This is a genomic window from Acidovorax sp. SDU_ACID1 (genome assembly GCF_045291395.1).
Lineage (GTDB): Bacteria > Pseudomonadota > Gammaproteobacteria > Burkholderiales > Burkholderiaceae_C > MR-S7.
Window position 1 is genome coordinate 2,911,953 of sequence record NZ_CP152342.1, and the last position, 12,558, is coordinate 2,924,510.

The following is a 12,558-nucleotide window of genomic DNA, read 5'->3' on the forward strand; positions in this document are numbered from 1 at the left end:
CAGCCGCCATGGGCCGGCGCACGCACCCGCAGGGGAAAAGGCTCAGGCGATGGACACCACGTCGCGGCGCGCCAGCTGGCCCTTTTCGATGATGTACACGCCGAAGTCGGGCGTCACGTCGCCGTACTTGTCGAAGTCCAGCTTGCCCGAGGCGCCTTCATAGTTCACCTTGCCCTTCTTGGCGATCTGCGCCTTGCCCTCGGCGAACGTGGCCACCGCGTTGCCCGGCGGGTTGGCCACGTCGCGCAGCTTGGCGTTGACCTGCGTGACGTTCGCACCTGGGCCCGCCGCCTCCATGGCCAGGCCCAGCGAGATCACCATGTCGTATGCCATGGCGGCGTAGATGTTGGTGGAGGCGGGCTTGCCGGTGGCCTTGGTGTAGGCCGCATCGAAGTGCGCGTAGGAAGCGCTCTTCTCGTTGGAGACGGTATCCACGGAGATGATGCCTTCGCAGACCTCCGCCCCCAGGGCCTTGACCAGGTCCGGGTTGGCGGCCCAGCCCGGGATGACCCACTTGTTCTCCGCGCCCGACTGGAACCATTCGCGCAGGATGATGGTGGTGTCCGGCAGGTAGGAACCCATCACGATCACGTCCGGCTTGGCCGCCAGGATCTTCTGCAGCTCGCTGCGGTAGCTCGGGCGGTTGGGCTCGTAGGTCACGTGCGCCACCACCTTGCCGCCGCGCTGCGTCCACACGCGCGTGAACCCTTCCACGTTGCCCAGGCCCGAAGCGTTGTTGAACGCCATGGTGGCCGGGCGCTTGAAACCGTATTTCTTGCAGATCTCTGCGAACGCGATGCCGAAGCGGTCGTTGGTGGCCTGGAAGCGCCAGACCAGGTCCTTGGTGTCCAGCGTGGAGATCGCCGGCGCGCCCGAAACGTTCATCTGGATGATGCCCGCCGCATCGGTGAGCGGCAGCACGGCCAGCGTCACGCCGGAGGCCCAGGTGCCCAGCACGGCCTGCACCTTGTTCACCTCGATGAGTTTCTTCGCGGCCAGCACGGCGGCGTCCGGCTTGGTCTGGTCGTCCTCGGTGAACAGCTCCAGCTTGCGCCCGCCCGCGCCGCCCGCCGCGTTGATCTCGTCCACGGCGATGCGGATGGCCTGCTGCATGCCTGGGCCGTAAGGGCTGCCCGCGCCGGTGATGGGCGTGAGCGAGCCGATGCGGAACGTCTCGCCCGTCTGGCTGAAACCGATGCCCGGGATGCACTGCAGGGCCGCGGCGACGCCCGTGAGCTTGGCGAATTGTCTACGTTGCATGGTGGTCTCCTTGTGTCGTGCGTTGAGGTGGAAGGTCAGAGGGTGTTCTTGGCGATGCGGCCGTCCTTGACGATGGCGCGGATCCGGGCGCCCTGGTCCAGCAGGCACTGGATGTCGTGGAGGGGGTTGCCGTCGACGAGCAGCAGGTCGGCGATCGCGCCCTGCGTCACCTCGCCCAGCTCGCCCTTGTGGCCCAGGATTTCCGCGCCGATCAGCGTGGCCTGCTGCAGCACCGGGCCGTTGCCGAGCACCTCGGCGCGCAGGCGCAGCTCCTCGGCCTGCAGGTAGTGCGTCTCGCCGAGCAGATCGGAGCCCAGGCCCATCTTCACGCCGGCGTTGGCGAGGATTTCCAGGGCCTGGCGGCCGGGCCCGCGCACGCCTTCGATCTTGGCGATGGAGAGCGCCGGCAGGCCGTACTTCTCGCCCTCGTTCGCGAGGCCCTCATAGGTGATCATGGTGGGCACCATGTACGCGCCCATCGCGGCCATGAGCTCGGCGGTTTCCCGGTCCACCAGGTTGCCGTGCTCGATGGTGCGCACCCCGCAGCGCACGGCCCGGCTGATGGCGCGCGGCGTATAGGCGTGGGCCATGACATAGGTGTTGGCGTTGCCCGCCTCCTCCACGATGGCGCGCAGCTCATCTTCCGAATAGCCCAGGTTGCCGATCGGATCGTTGGGCGAGGCCACGCCGCCCGAGGCCATCACCTTGATCTGCGTCGCACCCTTGAGAATTTCTTCGCGCACGGCAATGCGGCAGGCGTCCACGCCGTCCACCACGCGGCCGATGTTGCCCAGCTTGTGCACACAGGAGCACAGGTCGAGCTCGTCGCTGCGGGGGCGGAAGTCCGCATGGCCGCCCGTCTGCGACAGCGCCTTGCCGGACGGGAAGATGCGCGGCCCGCTGATGAGCCCCGTGCGGACCGCCTCGGCCAGCGACCAGTCGGCCCCGCCCGCGTCGCGCACGCTCGTGAAGCCGCGTCCCAGCATCGCCTGCATGATGGGCAGCGCCCGCAGCATGGTGAGCACGTTGGGCAGTCTGGCCACGTTGCCCAGGTTGAACGACGAGGCCACCGTGTGCACGTGGCAGTCGATCATGCCGGGCATCACCGTGAGGCCCGCGGCATCCACCACCTCGGCGCCCTCGGGCACCTGCAGCCCCGCGCCTATGGCGGCGATGCGCCCGCCCTCCACGAGCACCGAATGGCCGGCATGCATGGTGAGGGTATGGACGTCCAGAACGTTGCCGTTCGCGATAAACAAGGGGGTCATGAACTCGGGCGGATACGGTTACGATTTCAAAATACTCATGGCCCATGCGGCATGGACATTTCAGGAAGACGCGTATGCACACCCCTTCCGGAACGCGTTTATCGATCCATTCGAGCCATCGAGCAACCGCCTAAAATCTCACCAGTCCATGAGCAATACTCATAGCCTCCCGCCATGCGCCGCCTCTGCCCCACGATTTCGGAACTGAATGCCTTCCACTCCGCGGCCAAGCACCTCGCGTTCACGATGGCCGCCAGGGAGCTGTGCGTGACGCAAAGCGCCATCAGCCGCCACATCGCCTCGCTGGAGGACTACCTCGGGCAGAAGCTGTTTCTGCGCAAGTCCACGGGGCTCGAGCTCACCGATGCCGGGGCCACCTACCTGAACACCACGCGCCCCGCGATGGCCGCGCTGGAATCGGCCACGGCCCAGCTCATGTCGTACGGGGGTGCGGGCGGCGCGCTCAACCTCTCGGTGCCGCCCACGTTCGCAGCGCAATGGCTGTTCCCGCGGCTGGGGCACTTCAAGCGCACGCTGCCGCAGGTCACGCTGAACTTCGTGCGCTACCAGCACGCGCACGACTTCTCCGTCCCGCACGACTTCGACGCCGCCATCCAGTACGGCTACGGCAACTGGCCCAGCGCCAATGCGCGCTACCTGATCGGCAAGGAAACCAGCATCGTCTGCAGCCCGCAGCTGCGCGACACGCTGGCGCTACGCGCGCCCGCCGACCTGGAGCGCGCGACGCTGCTGCAGCACATCGAGGTGCCGCTGGCCTGGCAGGACTGGCTGGAGGCCCACGGCTGCGACGCCAGCGGCAGCCGCTTCGGCCCGGGATTCAACCTCTACTCATTGATCATCCGGGCGGCCGTGTCGGGCTTCGGCGTGGGCATCGTGCCCACCTGCCTCGTAGAGGACGAACTGCAGGCAGGCAGCCTCGTGGAGCCCTTCGGCAACCGCTTCGACAGCCCGCTGGGCTATTACCTGTGCGCGCCCAGCGCGCGCACCAACCTCTCGGTCTACAAGCTCGTGAGCGCATGGCTGGAGCACTGCTGCAACCATGCCGACGGCGGGGCGGCCGCCGGCGGCCAATGCCTGTTCTGCAGCGCGCCGCCGCCTCCGCTGCGCCAAGCATGAAAACAGCCCCTAGCGCTTGTCCATCAAGCGCTAGCAGCTATCAAAACCATAGTCAGGCGAACAACCCCTTGTGCTGCTCGCGCAGCAGGTTCTTCTGCACCTTGCCCATGGCGTTGCGCGGCAGCTCCGCCGTGACGAAGCAGCGCTTGGGGATCTTGAAGTTGGCCAGCTGGCTCTTGAGCGCGCCGATGATCGCCTCGCCATCGAGCTTCGCGCCGGGCCTGGGCGTAACCACTGCCACGCCCACTTCGCCGAAGTCCGGGTGCGGCACGCCGACCAGCGCGCTTTCGGCCACGCCGGGCATCTCGTTGATGTAGCCCTCGATCTCGGCCGGGTAGACGTTGTAGCCCCCGCTGATGATCAGGTCCTTGCTACGGCCTACGATGCTCACGTAGCCGCGCTCGTCGACCTTGCCCACGTCGCCGGTCTTGAACCAGCCATCCGCCGTGAATTCTTCCGCCGTCTTCTCGGGCATGCGCCAGTAGCCCTTGAACACGTTGGGGCCTCGCACCTGGATGTTGCCGATCTCGCCCACGGGCACTTCCCCGCCCTTGTCATCCACCACGCGCAGGCCCACGCCGGGCAGCGGGAAGCCCACGGTGGAGCCGCGCCGCTCATCCTGCCCGCCGTAGCGCGCATCGGCCGCGTAGGGGTTGCTGGTCAGCATGATGGTTTCGCTCATGCCGTAGCGCTCCAGGATGGTGTGGCCGGTGCGGTCCTGCCATTCCTTGAAGGTTTCGATGAGCAGCGGCGCCGAGCCGGCGATGAACAGGCGCATGTGGCTGGCGGCGGCTTGGGTGAGCGCGGGCTCGGCCAGCATGCGCACGTAGAGCGTGGGCACGCCCATGAAGACGGTGGCGCGCGGCATGGCGGCGATGACGGCCTTGGGGTCGAATTTCGCCATCCAGATCATCTTGCTGCCGTTGATGAGCGCGCCGTGGATGGCCACGAACAGGCCGTGCACGTGGAAGATGGGCAGCGCGTGGATGAGCACGTCGCCGGGCTTCCAGCCCCAGTAGTCCTGGAGCACCTGCGCGTTCGACAGCAGGTTGCCGTGGGTGAGCATCGCGCCTTTGCTGCGGCCGGTGGTGCCGCTGGTGTAGAGGATGGCGGCGAGGTCGTCGGCCGCGCGCGCCACGGGCGTGTGTTCGTCGCCATGGTGCGCGGCGCGCTCCAGCAGGCTGCCGGTGCGGTCGTCGCCCAGGGTGAAGACGTGCTGCGTGCCGGCGGTGAAGGCGATCTTGGAGACCCAGCCGAAGTTGGCGGGCGTGCACACGACGACGGCGGGCTCGGCGTTGCCCACGAAGTATTCGATTTCGGCGCTCTGGTAGGCGGTGTTGAGCGGCAGGAACACGTAGCCCGCGCGCAGCGTGCCGAGGTACAGCAGCATGGCCTCGACGGATTTGTCTACCTGCACGGCCACGCGGCTGCCTTCGGGCAGCTTCAGCGAGGCCAGCAGGTTGGCGATGCGGGCGCTGGCGCGGTCCAGGTCGCGCCAGGTGTAGCGCAGCGGCTCGCCTGCCGCCGAGGTGGTTTCGACGGCGATCTGCTCCAGGTCGCGGGGGAAGGCGGCGCGCAGCGCCGTGAACAGGTTCTGGGAAGAGGAACTCATGGTGTGCCAACCAAAAAGGACAGTCAGAAAACAGGGGGCCGCTTGGCCAGGAACGCCGCGATGCCTTCGCGGTGCTCTGCGCTGTCGGCGTAGGCGTAGGGGTCGTTTGCTACCGGATCGATAGCTGCTTGCGCTTGGTGGACGGGCGCTGGAGACCATTTCGATGCTTGAAGCGCCCGCAAGGTCTGCTTGTTGAGCCGCGCCGCGCCCGGCGCCAGCGCGGCGATGCGCAGCGCGCTGCCCAGCGCCTGGGCCTCCAGCAGGCCGGGCTCCACCACCTGGCTCAAAAAGCCGCGCTGCGCCATTTCGTGCGCGTTGAAGGTGGCGGCTTCCAGCAGCATCTGCCGCGCGGTGACCTCGCCCACGGCGCCGGCCACCAGTGCGGCCTCGCGCGGCGCCATGGGGAAGCCCAGCCGCGCGATGGGCGCGCCGAAGCGCGCGGAGGCGGCAGCGATGCGCACGTCGCAGCAGCTCGCGATCTCCACGCCCGCGCCCATGCAGGCGCCGGCGATGCGCGCGACGATGGGCACGTCGCATGCCAGCATCGCGCCCAGGCCGCCCCAGACGTCGTTCTCGTGGAAGTCGCGCAGGCTGTCGGGGTGGAAGCGGAAGGCGGGGTATTCGGAGATGTCGCCGCCCGCGCAGAAAGCCTCGCCCTCGCCTTCGATGAGCACGCAGCGCACGGTGGCGCTGCGCTGGATGTCTTCGAAGACGGCGCGCAGCGCGCGCCACATGCCGCGCGACATGGCGTTGAGCCGCCCCTCGTGGCGCAGCACCACGCGCACCACGCCACAGCCGGCCGCCTCTCCCGCGGCCTCGGCCGCCCGCACTTCACCTGTCATATCAGTTTTCCACGGCGCTACGCGCGCAACCGATGAAACTGGCGCTTCCCAAGCGCGGGCAGCCGCGCAAGGGCCTGGGCCGGCCGCGCCACCCCACCGCGCTGGCTGCGTCCCCCTTCCCCTAGCGCGAAGCATGTAGAGAGAAGGGGGAAGCCGCGAAGCGGCTCAGGGGGTTGTCGTTTCATCTCAATCCATCTTGGCGCCGGAGGCCTTCACCACCTGCGCCCAGCGCTTGATTTCGCTGCTGACCATCTTGCCGAAGTCCTGCGGGCTCAGGGTGCCGAACTCGGCGCCATTGCTGGCCCAGATGGCCTTGATCTCCTCGGCGGCGCCGCATTTGCGGACTTCCTCGACGATGCGCGCCTGCACGTCGGCCGGCGTGCCCTTGGGCGCCCACAGGCCGTACCAGGTGGTGACGGTGTAGTCGGGCAGCCCGACCTCGGCGGCGCAAGGCACGTTGGGGAATGCCGGGTTGCGCTTGCCGCCCGAGACCATCAGCGGCTTGATGCGCCCGGCCTTGATGTGGGTCGCCGAGGAGCCCAGTCCGTCGAACATCATGTCCACCTGCCCGCCTACGAGGTCGCGCAGCGCGGGGCCCGCACCGGTGTAGGGAATGTGGGTGATGAAGGTCTTGGTCTGCTGCTTGAACAGCTCGCCCGCCATGTGGTGCGACGTGCCCGGCCCGGCCGAGCCGTAGTTGAGCAGGCCAGGGTTGCGGCGCACCCGCTCCATGAAGGCCTGGTAGTCGGCCTCCGGCACGTTCTTGGGGTTGACCACCAGCACCTGCGGCACGTCCGCCAACAGGGCCAGGGGGATGAAGTCCTTTTCGAGGTCGTAGTCCAGCTTGGGGTACATCGACGGGGCGATGGTGTGGTGCACCGCGCCCATGAACAGCGTATAGCCGTCGCCGTGCGCCTTGGCCGCGTAGCTCGCGCCCACCGTGCCGCCCGCGCCGCCGCGGTTGTCGATCACCAGCGTCTTGCCCGTGTTCTTGGCGAACTGCGCCGACAGCGGGCGCGCGAACGCGTCGGTGCCGCCGCCTGCGGGAAAGGGCACCACGAGGTTCACCGGCTTGCTCGGCCATGCGGCGGCGCCTTGCGCCCACGCCCCGCCGGCCGCAGCCGCCAGGCCCGCCGCACCTGCGGCGCGCAGCATGTCGCGCCGCCGTGGCAGGCCCGTGAACAGGGTGGTGTCGTCTCTCTCTTGCATCGCTTTGTCTCCTTGCGGTTATGGAACGGGAACAGATAGGCGCCTGCACGGCGCTCTTGGAATGTACTCAGAAGCTCAGTCGCGGCACAGGCCGTCGATGTCGCTCGATACCGGCACGCGGCCCTCGGCCAGCATGCCGCGATGCCGGTCGATGCGCTTGAGGTCATACACGTAGTTGACCATGAGGCCGAACGATTGCTTGAGGCCCTTGGCCGAGGGGTCGCCCGCCCAGTTCAGGCGTTCCACGCGGGCGCCGTTGCCCAGGTGGAAGCGCGCCACGGGGTCCACGGGCTTGCCGTCGTTCAGCTCGCGGCCCAGGTAGCGCGCGGCGCATTGCAGCAGCAGCTGGCGCACGGGCGACTTCGGGGGCAGCTCCAGCGCGTTGTCCGCCGCGGCCAGCACGTGGGTGAGCTGCGGCGGCTCGAAGCCTACGGCGCGGCCCAGTTCGGCGCGCTGCTTGTCGTCCAGCCGCTCCATCTGCGCGGCGCCGTTCTTGGACAGCCAGGAGCGGAAGCCCGGAATGGGCGACAGCGTGGCGAAGGTGCGCAGGCGCGGGAACTCGGCGGTGAGCGTCTCCACCACGTGCTTGATGAGCGAGTCGCCGAAGCTCACGCCGCGCAGCCCCGTCTGGGTGTTGCTGATCGAATAGAAGATGGCCGTGGTGGCCCGCTTGATGTCCTCCGGAGCGGCCGATTCGTCCAGCAGCGGCGTGATGCTCTCGGAGATCTCGTTGACCAATGCCACCTCGACGAAGATCAGCGGCTCGCCCGGCAGGCGCGGATGGAAGAAGCCGTAGCAGCGGCGGTCGCTGTCCAGCCGGTTCTTCAGGTCGGCCCAGCTGCGGATGTCGTGCACGGCCTCGTACTTGATGAGCTTCTCGATCAGCGAGGCGGGCGAGTCCCACGACAGGCGCTTGAGCTCCAGGAAGGCCACGTCGAACCAGGTGGCGAAAAGCTGCTCCAGTTCGGCCTCCAGCGGCAGCAGGCGCTTGTCGCCCTTGAGCTGCGGCAGCATCTCGGCGCGCAGATCCACCAGGAAGCGCATGCCTTCGGGGAACACGGCGAAGCGCTGCAGCAGTCGCGTGCGCGGCGAGACCAGCGCGCGGCGCAGGTGGGCCTCGGCCTGCGGCGCGTCGGCCGTGCCGGCGGCGGCTTCGTAGCGCTGCTGGGCGGACTTGAAGCGCGTGGCGTCGGGAGCGAACTGCTCGCACATCAGCAGCCACATGTCGCGCCGCTCCTCGGGCGCGGCCTCGGCGTACCAGGCGGCGACGAGCTGCGCGCGGCGCCCGCCCTCGATCTCGCTCACGCGCGGAGCCACCACCTCCTGCAAGTCGGCCAGCACGCGGCGCAGCGCGCGCGGCGACAGGGCCTCGCCGCTCTTGCGCAGCGTGGCCTGCAGGCGCTCGTGCGTGGAGCGTTCGGGCGCGGCGGCCTTGGGTGCGGCGGCGCCCTCCTCTTTCGCGGCGGCGGCCTTGCCATCGGCGGACCGCAGGCGGCCGACGTTGCGCGAGATCCAGGTGGAGGCGGCGTTCATGGTGCTATCCGGGAGGGGTGGTTGCGGGCGAGTTCGCGCAGCGCATCGCGCTGCGCGAGAACGTGGTTGCGCATGGTCAGCTCGGCGTCGGGAGCGTCGCCGCGCTTGAGCGCGGCGAACATGGCCAGGTGTTCGGACAGGCTTTGCTGCAGGCGGCCGGGCAGGTGCAGCGTCTGGTGCCGCGCCAGGCGCAGGATCTTGCGCAGGTCGCCGATCACCTGGGCCAGCCAGCGGTTGTCGGCCAGGGTGATGAAGGCCTCGTGGATCGCGTAGTTGGCTTCGTAGTACTCGGTGATGCGGCCCGCCTCGGCGTGCTCGCGCAGGCGCCGGTGCAGCACTTCCAGCGCGGCGATGTCGGCCGCGCCCGCGCGCTCGGTGGCCTCGTAGGCGGCGCGGCCCTCCAGCAACGCGATCACGGGGAAGATCTCCTGCACGTCGCGCTCGGTGATCTCGGCCACGAAGCAGCCCCGGCGCGGCTCGTGGCGCAGCAGCCCCTCGGCCACCAGCACCTTGAGCGCCTCGCGCAGCGGCGTGCGCGACACCGCCAGCCGCTCGCACAGCGCCGCCTCGTCCAGGAACGCGCCCGGCGCCAGCTCTCCCGCGAAGATCTGCTCGCGCAGCCGCTCGGCGGCCTGGTCGTGCATGGAATTGGCGGTGGGGCGCATGGCGTGCTGGGTTATCTGGGCATCAATGGCAGGCAAATCGGCGGGAAGACGCGGCAACTTTCATAATTTTCGATAATTATGAAGATTTCGCCTGCGGCCGTGTTGGGGGAAACACCCAACCAGGCCAAATGATGCGAAGTTGCAACGGTCCGCTGCGGGTGGCAGCGCAGCCACCCCGTCAGCAGGCTGTCAATAACAATAGCTGCCAGCGCTTGACTGGAAAGCCTTTCAGGCCGTTTTGACGCTTTTTCCCGGCAGGGGCTGCCGCTGCGCCCACAACCACAGGCCCACACCCGCCAGCACCATGGGAACGCACAGCCACTGCCCCATGCTCATGTCCAGCGACAGCAGGCCCAGGAAACTGTCGGGCTCGCGGAAATACTCGGCCGTGAAGCGCAGCGCGCCGTAGCCCACCAGGAACGCGGCGGCCACCTCGCCGCGCCTGCGCGGGCGGCGCGCATACAGCCACAGCAGCACGAACAGCAGCAGCCCTTCGAGCAGGAACTGGTAGATCTGCGACGGATGGCGCGGCTGCAGGGAACCGCTTTGCGGGAACACCATGCCCCAAGGCAGATCGGGCGCGCTGAAGCGTCCCCACAGCTCGCCGTTGATGAAGTTGCCGATGCGCCCGGCCGCCAGCCCCGTGGGCACGCACGGCGCCACGAAGTCGGCCACCTGCAGCCAGGGCCGGCGCCGCGAGTGCGCGAACCACAGCATCGCGGCGATCACGCCCAGCAGTCCGCCGTGGAAGCTCATGCCGCCCTGCCAGATGGCGAAGATCTCCAGCGGGTGCGCCAGGTAGTAGCCCGGCTTGTAGAACAGGCAATAGCCCAGCCGCCCGCCCAACACCACGCCCACCACGCCCAGGAAGAGGATGTCCTCCACGTCCTTGCGCGACCACGCCTGGTCGCCGGTGAGGGAGGCATAGGGCTCGTGGCGCAGCCGGCGCGTGCCCAGGAACAGGAACAGCGCGAAGCCGGCCAGGTAGGTCAGGCCGTACCAGTGGATGGCGAGCGGCCCGATCTGCAGGGCCACGGGGTCGATGTGCGGGTACGTCAGCATGGCGGGCATTGTGCCGCAGGGCCATGACAGTCCCGGATGAGAATGCGCCTGCTTACGGCCTGCATCCAGAGCGCAAATGCCCGGGAATTGACGGCCCGCATTGAGCCCGCGCGCAAGGCGCCGGATACTCCAGGCTTCGCAATCCACACGAGAACAACAACATGCAAGGCCATCCCGAAGTCATCGACTGCCTCAAGGACCTGCTGCGCGGCGAGCTGGCCGCGCGCGACCAGTACTTCATCCACTCGCGCCAATACGAGGACCAGGGCTTCACGCGCCTCTTCGAGCGCATCGGCCACGAGATGGAAGAGGAAACCGCGCACGCCGACGCCATCCTGCGCCGCATCCTGATGCTGGGCGGCAAGCCCGACATGCGCCCCCACGCCTTCACGCCCGGCGACACCGTGCAGGAGATGCTGCACAAGGACCTGGACACCGAGTACAGCGTGCAAAGGCACCTCAAGGACGCCATGGCCCTGTGCGAGCGCCACAGCGACTACGTGAGCCGCGACATCCTACTGGCCCAGCTGCACGACACCGAGGAAGACCACGCCTACTGGCTGGAGAAGCAGATCGGCCTGATCGAGAAGATCGGCCTGCAGAACTACCTGCAAACCCAGTCTTCATAAGCCAAAATGGCCTCCAGCGCTTGTCAGACAAGCGCTGACTGCTATCAATCACATAGCAGACCGCGCCTTCACGGCGCGGTTTTTCTTTTCCGCCCTCCCCTGCCTGCAGCGCGGCCAGCAGCAGCATGCCCACGCCTATGACGGCGGCGGCGACCACCAGCGCCCCCTGGTAGCTGCCGCTGGCCGTGGCGATGTAGCCGGCCAGGGCGGGGGCGATGATCTGCGCCGCCCCGTAGCTCAGCGTGAGCCGCGCCATCGCCTTGGCCGGGTTGGCGGGGAAACGGCGGCCGGCCAGGGTCAGCGTGAGGCTGACGACGCCGATCACCGTGCCGCCGTACAGCAGCGCGCCCGCCAGGTTCCACACCGGGCTGCCGCTGACGGCGGGCAGCACGATGGAGACGATCTGCAGGCCGTAGCCCAGCAGCAGCGCCCGCACCGGCCCCAGGGCGGCGGCGATGCGGTCCCACACCACCGTCGAGGGGATGGCGGCGGCGCCGATCACGATCCACACCAGCGCGCCCCGGCCCGCCAGCAGCGGCATCGCGCCAACGATGTCCACGATGAAGGTGGCGCTGACCACGTAGCCGAAGCCCGCGCAGAAATACGCCGCCACCATCAGCCCCAGCCAGCGCCGCGAAGGCGGCGGCGCGGCGGCGGCAGCGCCGCCAGCGGCCCCCTGGCCCACGGCGGCCGGCGCGGGCATCCACATCCACGCGGGGATGAAGAAGGCCAGCCCCAGCGCGCCCAGCGCCAGCCACTGCCCGTCCCACGGCAGCCGCCTGGCCATCGCCACCGCCGCGATGCCCGACAGGGCGATGCCCAGCCCCATGCCCGTGAAGTGCAGCCCCAGTTGCGGCCGGTGGCCCTGGCGCACCAGCCAGTCCAGCACCAGCCCCGAGGCCAGCAGCAGCCCCGCCGTGCTGGACATGCCGGAGACGAAGCGCAGCAGCGCCCACAGCACCGCGTCCTGCGTCAGCCCCATCGCAGCGGTGGTGAGCACCGCGGCCACGAGGCCGATGCGGTAGTAGTGGAACTTGCGCCCCAGATCGCGCGTGAGCGCCGCGATCAGCGCCCCGGCGATGTAGCCCGCGTAGTTGAACGTGGCCAGCCACCCGCCCGCGAGGTACGACAGCCCGGCCTGCTCGCGCATCACGGGCAGCATGGGCGTGTAGGCGAAGCGCGCCAGCCCCACGGTGAGGATGAGGGCGCAAACGCCCGCCAGCATCACGCGCAGGCGGGCGGCACCGGGGGTGGAACGAGGAATGGCAGGCATGCGCCGGATGCTAGGGAGCCGCGCGGTGGCCGTCCTTCGATAATGCGACAGTGTTCATCGACCACCCG

10 protein-coding genes and 1 pseudogene are annotated in these 12,558 nt (G+C 68.7%); 2 read left to right on the forward strand and 9 right to left on the reverse strand.

Features of this window, described 5'->3' with window-relative positions; translation table 11 throughout:
- Positions 1-42: 42 nt before the first annotated feature.
- The gene (locus AAG689_RS14375; RefSeq protein WP_406622614.1) at positions 43-1,260 is read right to left on the reverse strand and encodes an ABC transporter substrate-binding protein; all 1,218 of its coding nucleotides are present in this window, start codon (positions 1,258-1,260) and stop codon (positions 43-45) included.
- Positions 1,261-1,295: 35 nt separating this feature from the next.
- Positions 1,296-2,528, reverse strand: coding sequence for an amidohydrolase family protein (locus AAG689_RS14380; protein ID WP_406622615.1), 1,233 nt, complete (start codon positions 2,526-2,528; stop codon positions 1,296-1,298).
- A 174-nt stretch (positions 2,529-2,702) separates the two neighbouring features.
- Between AAG689_RS14380 and AAG689_RS14385 the strand changes: the two genes are divergently transcribed.
- A complete protein-coding gene (locus AAG689_RS14385) occupies positions 2,703-3,665 on the forward strand; it encodes a LysR substrate-binding domain-containing protein (RefSeq protein ID WP_406622616.1) in 963 nt (320 codons plus the stop codon).
- Between the two features lie 52 nt (positions 3,666-3,717).
- Here AAG689_RS14385 and AAG689_RS14390 read toward each other — a convergent pair whose 3' ends face one another.
- The 6 genes from AAG689_RS14390 to lgt form a co-directional block, all read right to left on the reverse strand.
- A complete protein-coding gene (locus AAG689_RS14390) occupies positions 3,718-5,277 on the reverse strand; it encodes a malonate--CoA ligase (RefSeq protein WP_406622617.1) in 1,560 nt (519 codons plus the stop codon).
- A 23-nt stretch (positions 5,278-5,300) separates the two neighbouring features.
- Positions 5,301-6,119 (reverse strand): enoyl-CoA hydratase/isomerase family protein, encoded by an 819-nt coding sequence (locus AAG689_RS14395; protein ID WP_406622618.1) that lies wholly within the window; start codon positions 6,117-6,119, stop codon positions 5,301-5,303.
- Positions 6,120-6,305: 186 nt separating this feature from the next.
- Positions 6,306-7,328 carry a tripartite tricarboxylate transporter substrate binding protein gene (locus AAG689_RS14400; RefSeq protein ID WP_020230474.1) on the reverse strand — a complete coding sequence of 341 codons (1,023 nt, stop codon included), beginning with the start codon at positions 7,326-7,328 and terminating at the stop codon, positions 6,306-6,308.
- Between the two features lie 75 nt (positions 7,329-7,403).
- Positions 7,404-8,861, reverse strand: coding sequence for a malonyl-CoA decarboxylase (locus tag AAG689_RS14405; protein ID WP_020230473.1), 1,458 nt, complete (start codon positions 8,859-8,861; stop codon positions 7,404-7,406).
- Entirely contained in the window at positions 8,858-9,526 is a 669-nt protein-coding gene (locus AAG689_RS14410; protein ID WP_406622619.1) for a GntR family transcriptional regulator, read from the reverse strand. Before AAG689_RS14410 ends, AAG689_RS14405 begins: the two co-directional genes overlap by 4 nt.
- Before the next feature lie 228 nt (positions 9,527-9,754).
- Complete coding sequence (gene lgt / locus AAG689_RS14415) at positions 9,755-10,588, reverse strand: prolipoprotein diacylglyceryl transferase (protein ID WP_406622620.1); 834 nt, start codon at positions 10,586-10,588, stop codon at positions 9,755-9,757.
- Positions 10,589-10,749: 161 nt separating this feature from the next.
- Between lgt and bfr the strand changes: the two genes are divergently transcribed.
- Entirely contained in the window at positions 10,750-11,217 is a 468-nt protein-coding gene (gene bfr / locus AAG689_RS14420; RefSeq protein WP_406622621.1) for a bacterioferritin, read from the forward strand.
- A 52-nt stretch (positions 11,218-11,269) separates the two neighbouring features.
- Here bfr and AAG689_RS14425 read toward each other — a convergent pair.
- Positions 11,270-12,490, reverse strand: a pseudogene (locus AAG689_RS14425) (YbfB/YjiJ family MFS transporter); the annotation flags it as partial.
- Positions 12,491-12,558 lie beyond the last annotated feature (68 nt).

What these genes read in the sequence shown, in the direction of transcription:
- AAG689_RS14375 (WP_406622614.1), bottom strand. Translation starts at nt 1,260, where the DNA reads ATGCAACGTAGACAATTCGCCAAGCTCACGGGCGTCGCCGCGGCCCTG.
- AAG689_RS14380 (WP_406622615.1), bottom strand. Translation starts at nt 2,528, where the DNA reads ATGACCCCCTTGTTTATCGCGAACGGCAACGTTCTGGACGTCCATACC.
- AAG689_RS14385 (WP_406622616.1), top strand. Translation starts at nt 2,703, where the DNA reads ATGCGCCGCCTCTGCCCCACGATTTCGGAACTGAATGCCTTCCACTCC.
- AAG689_RS14390 (WP_406622617.1), bottom strand. Translation starts at nt 5,277, where the DNA reads ATGAGTTCCTCTTCCCAGAACCTGTTCACGGCGCTGCGCGCCGCCTTC.
- AAG689_RS14395 (WP_406622618.1), bottom strand. Translation starts at nt 6,119, where the DNA reads ATGACAGGTGAAGTGCGGGCGGCCGAGGCCGCGGGAGAGGCGGCCGGC.
- AAG689_RS14400 (WP_020230474.1), bottom strand. Translation starts at nt 7,328, where the DNA reads ATGCAAGAGAGAGACGACACCACCCTGTTCACGGGCCTGCCACGGCGG.
- AAG689_RS14405 (WP_020230473.1), bottom strand. Translation starts at nt 8,861, where the DNA reads ATGAACGCCGCCTCCACCTGGATCTCGCGCAACGTCGGCCGCCTGCGG.
- AAG689_RS14410 (WP_406622619.1), bottom strand. Translation starts at nt 9,526, where the DNA reads ATGCGCCCCACCGCCAATTCCATGCACGACCAGGCCGCCGAGCGGCTG.
- lgt (WP_406622620.1), bottom strand. Translation starts at nt 10,588, where the DNA reads ATGCTGACGTACCCGCACATCGACCCCGTGGCCCTGCAGATCGGGCCG.
- bfr (WP_406622621.1), top strand. Translation starts at nt 10,750, where the DNA reads ATGCAAGGCCATCCCGAAGTCATCGACTGCCTCAAGGACCTGCTGCGC.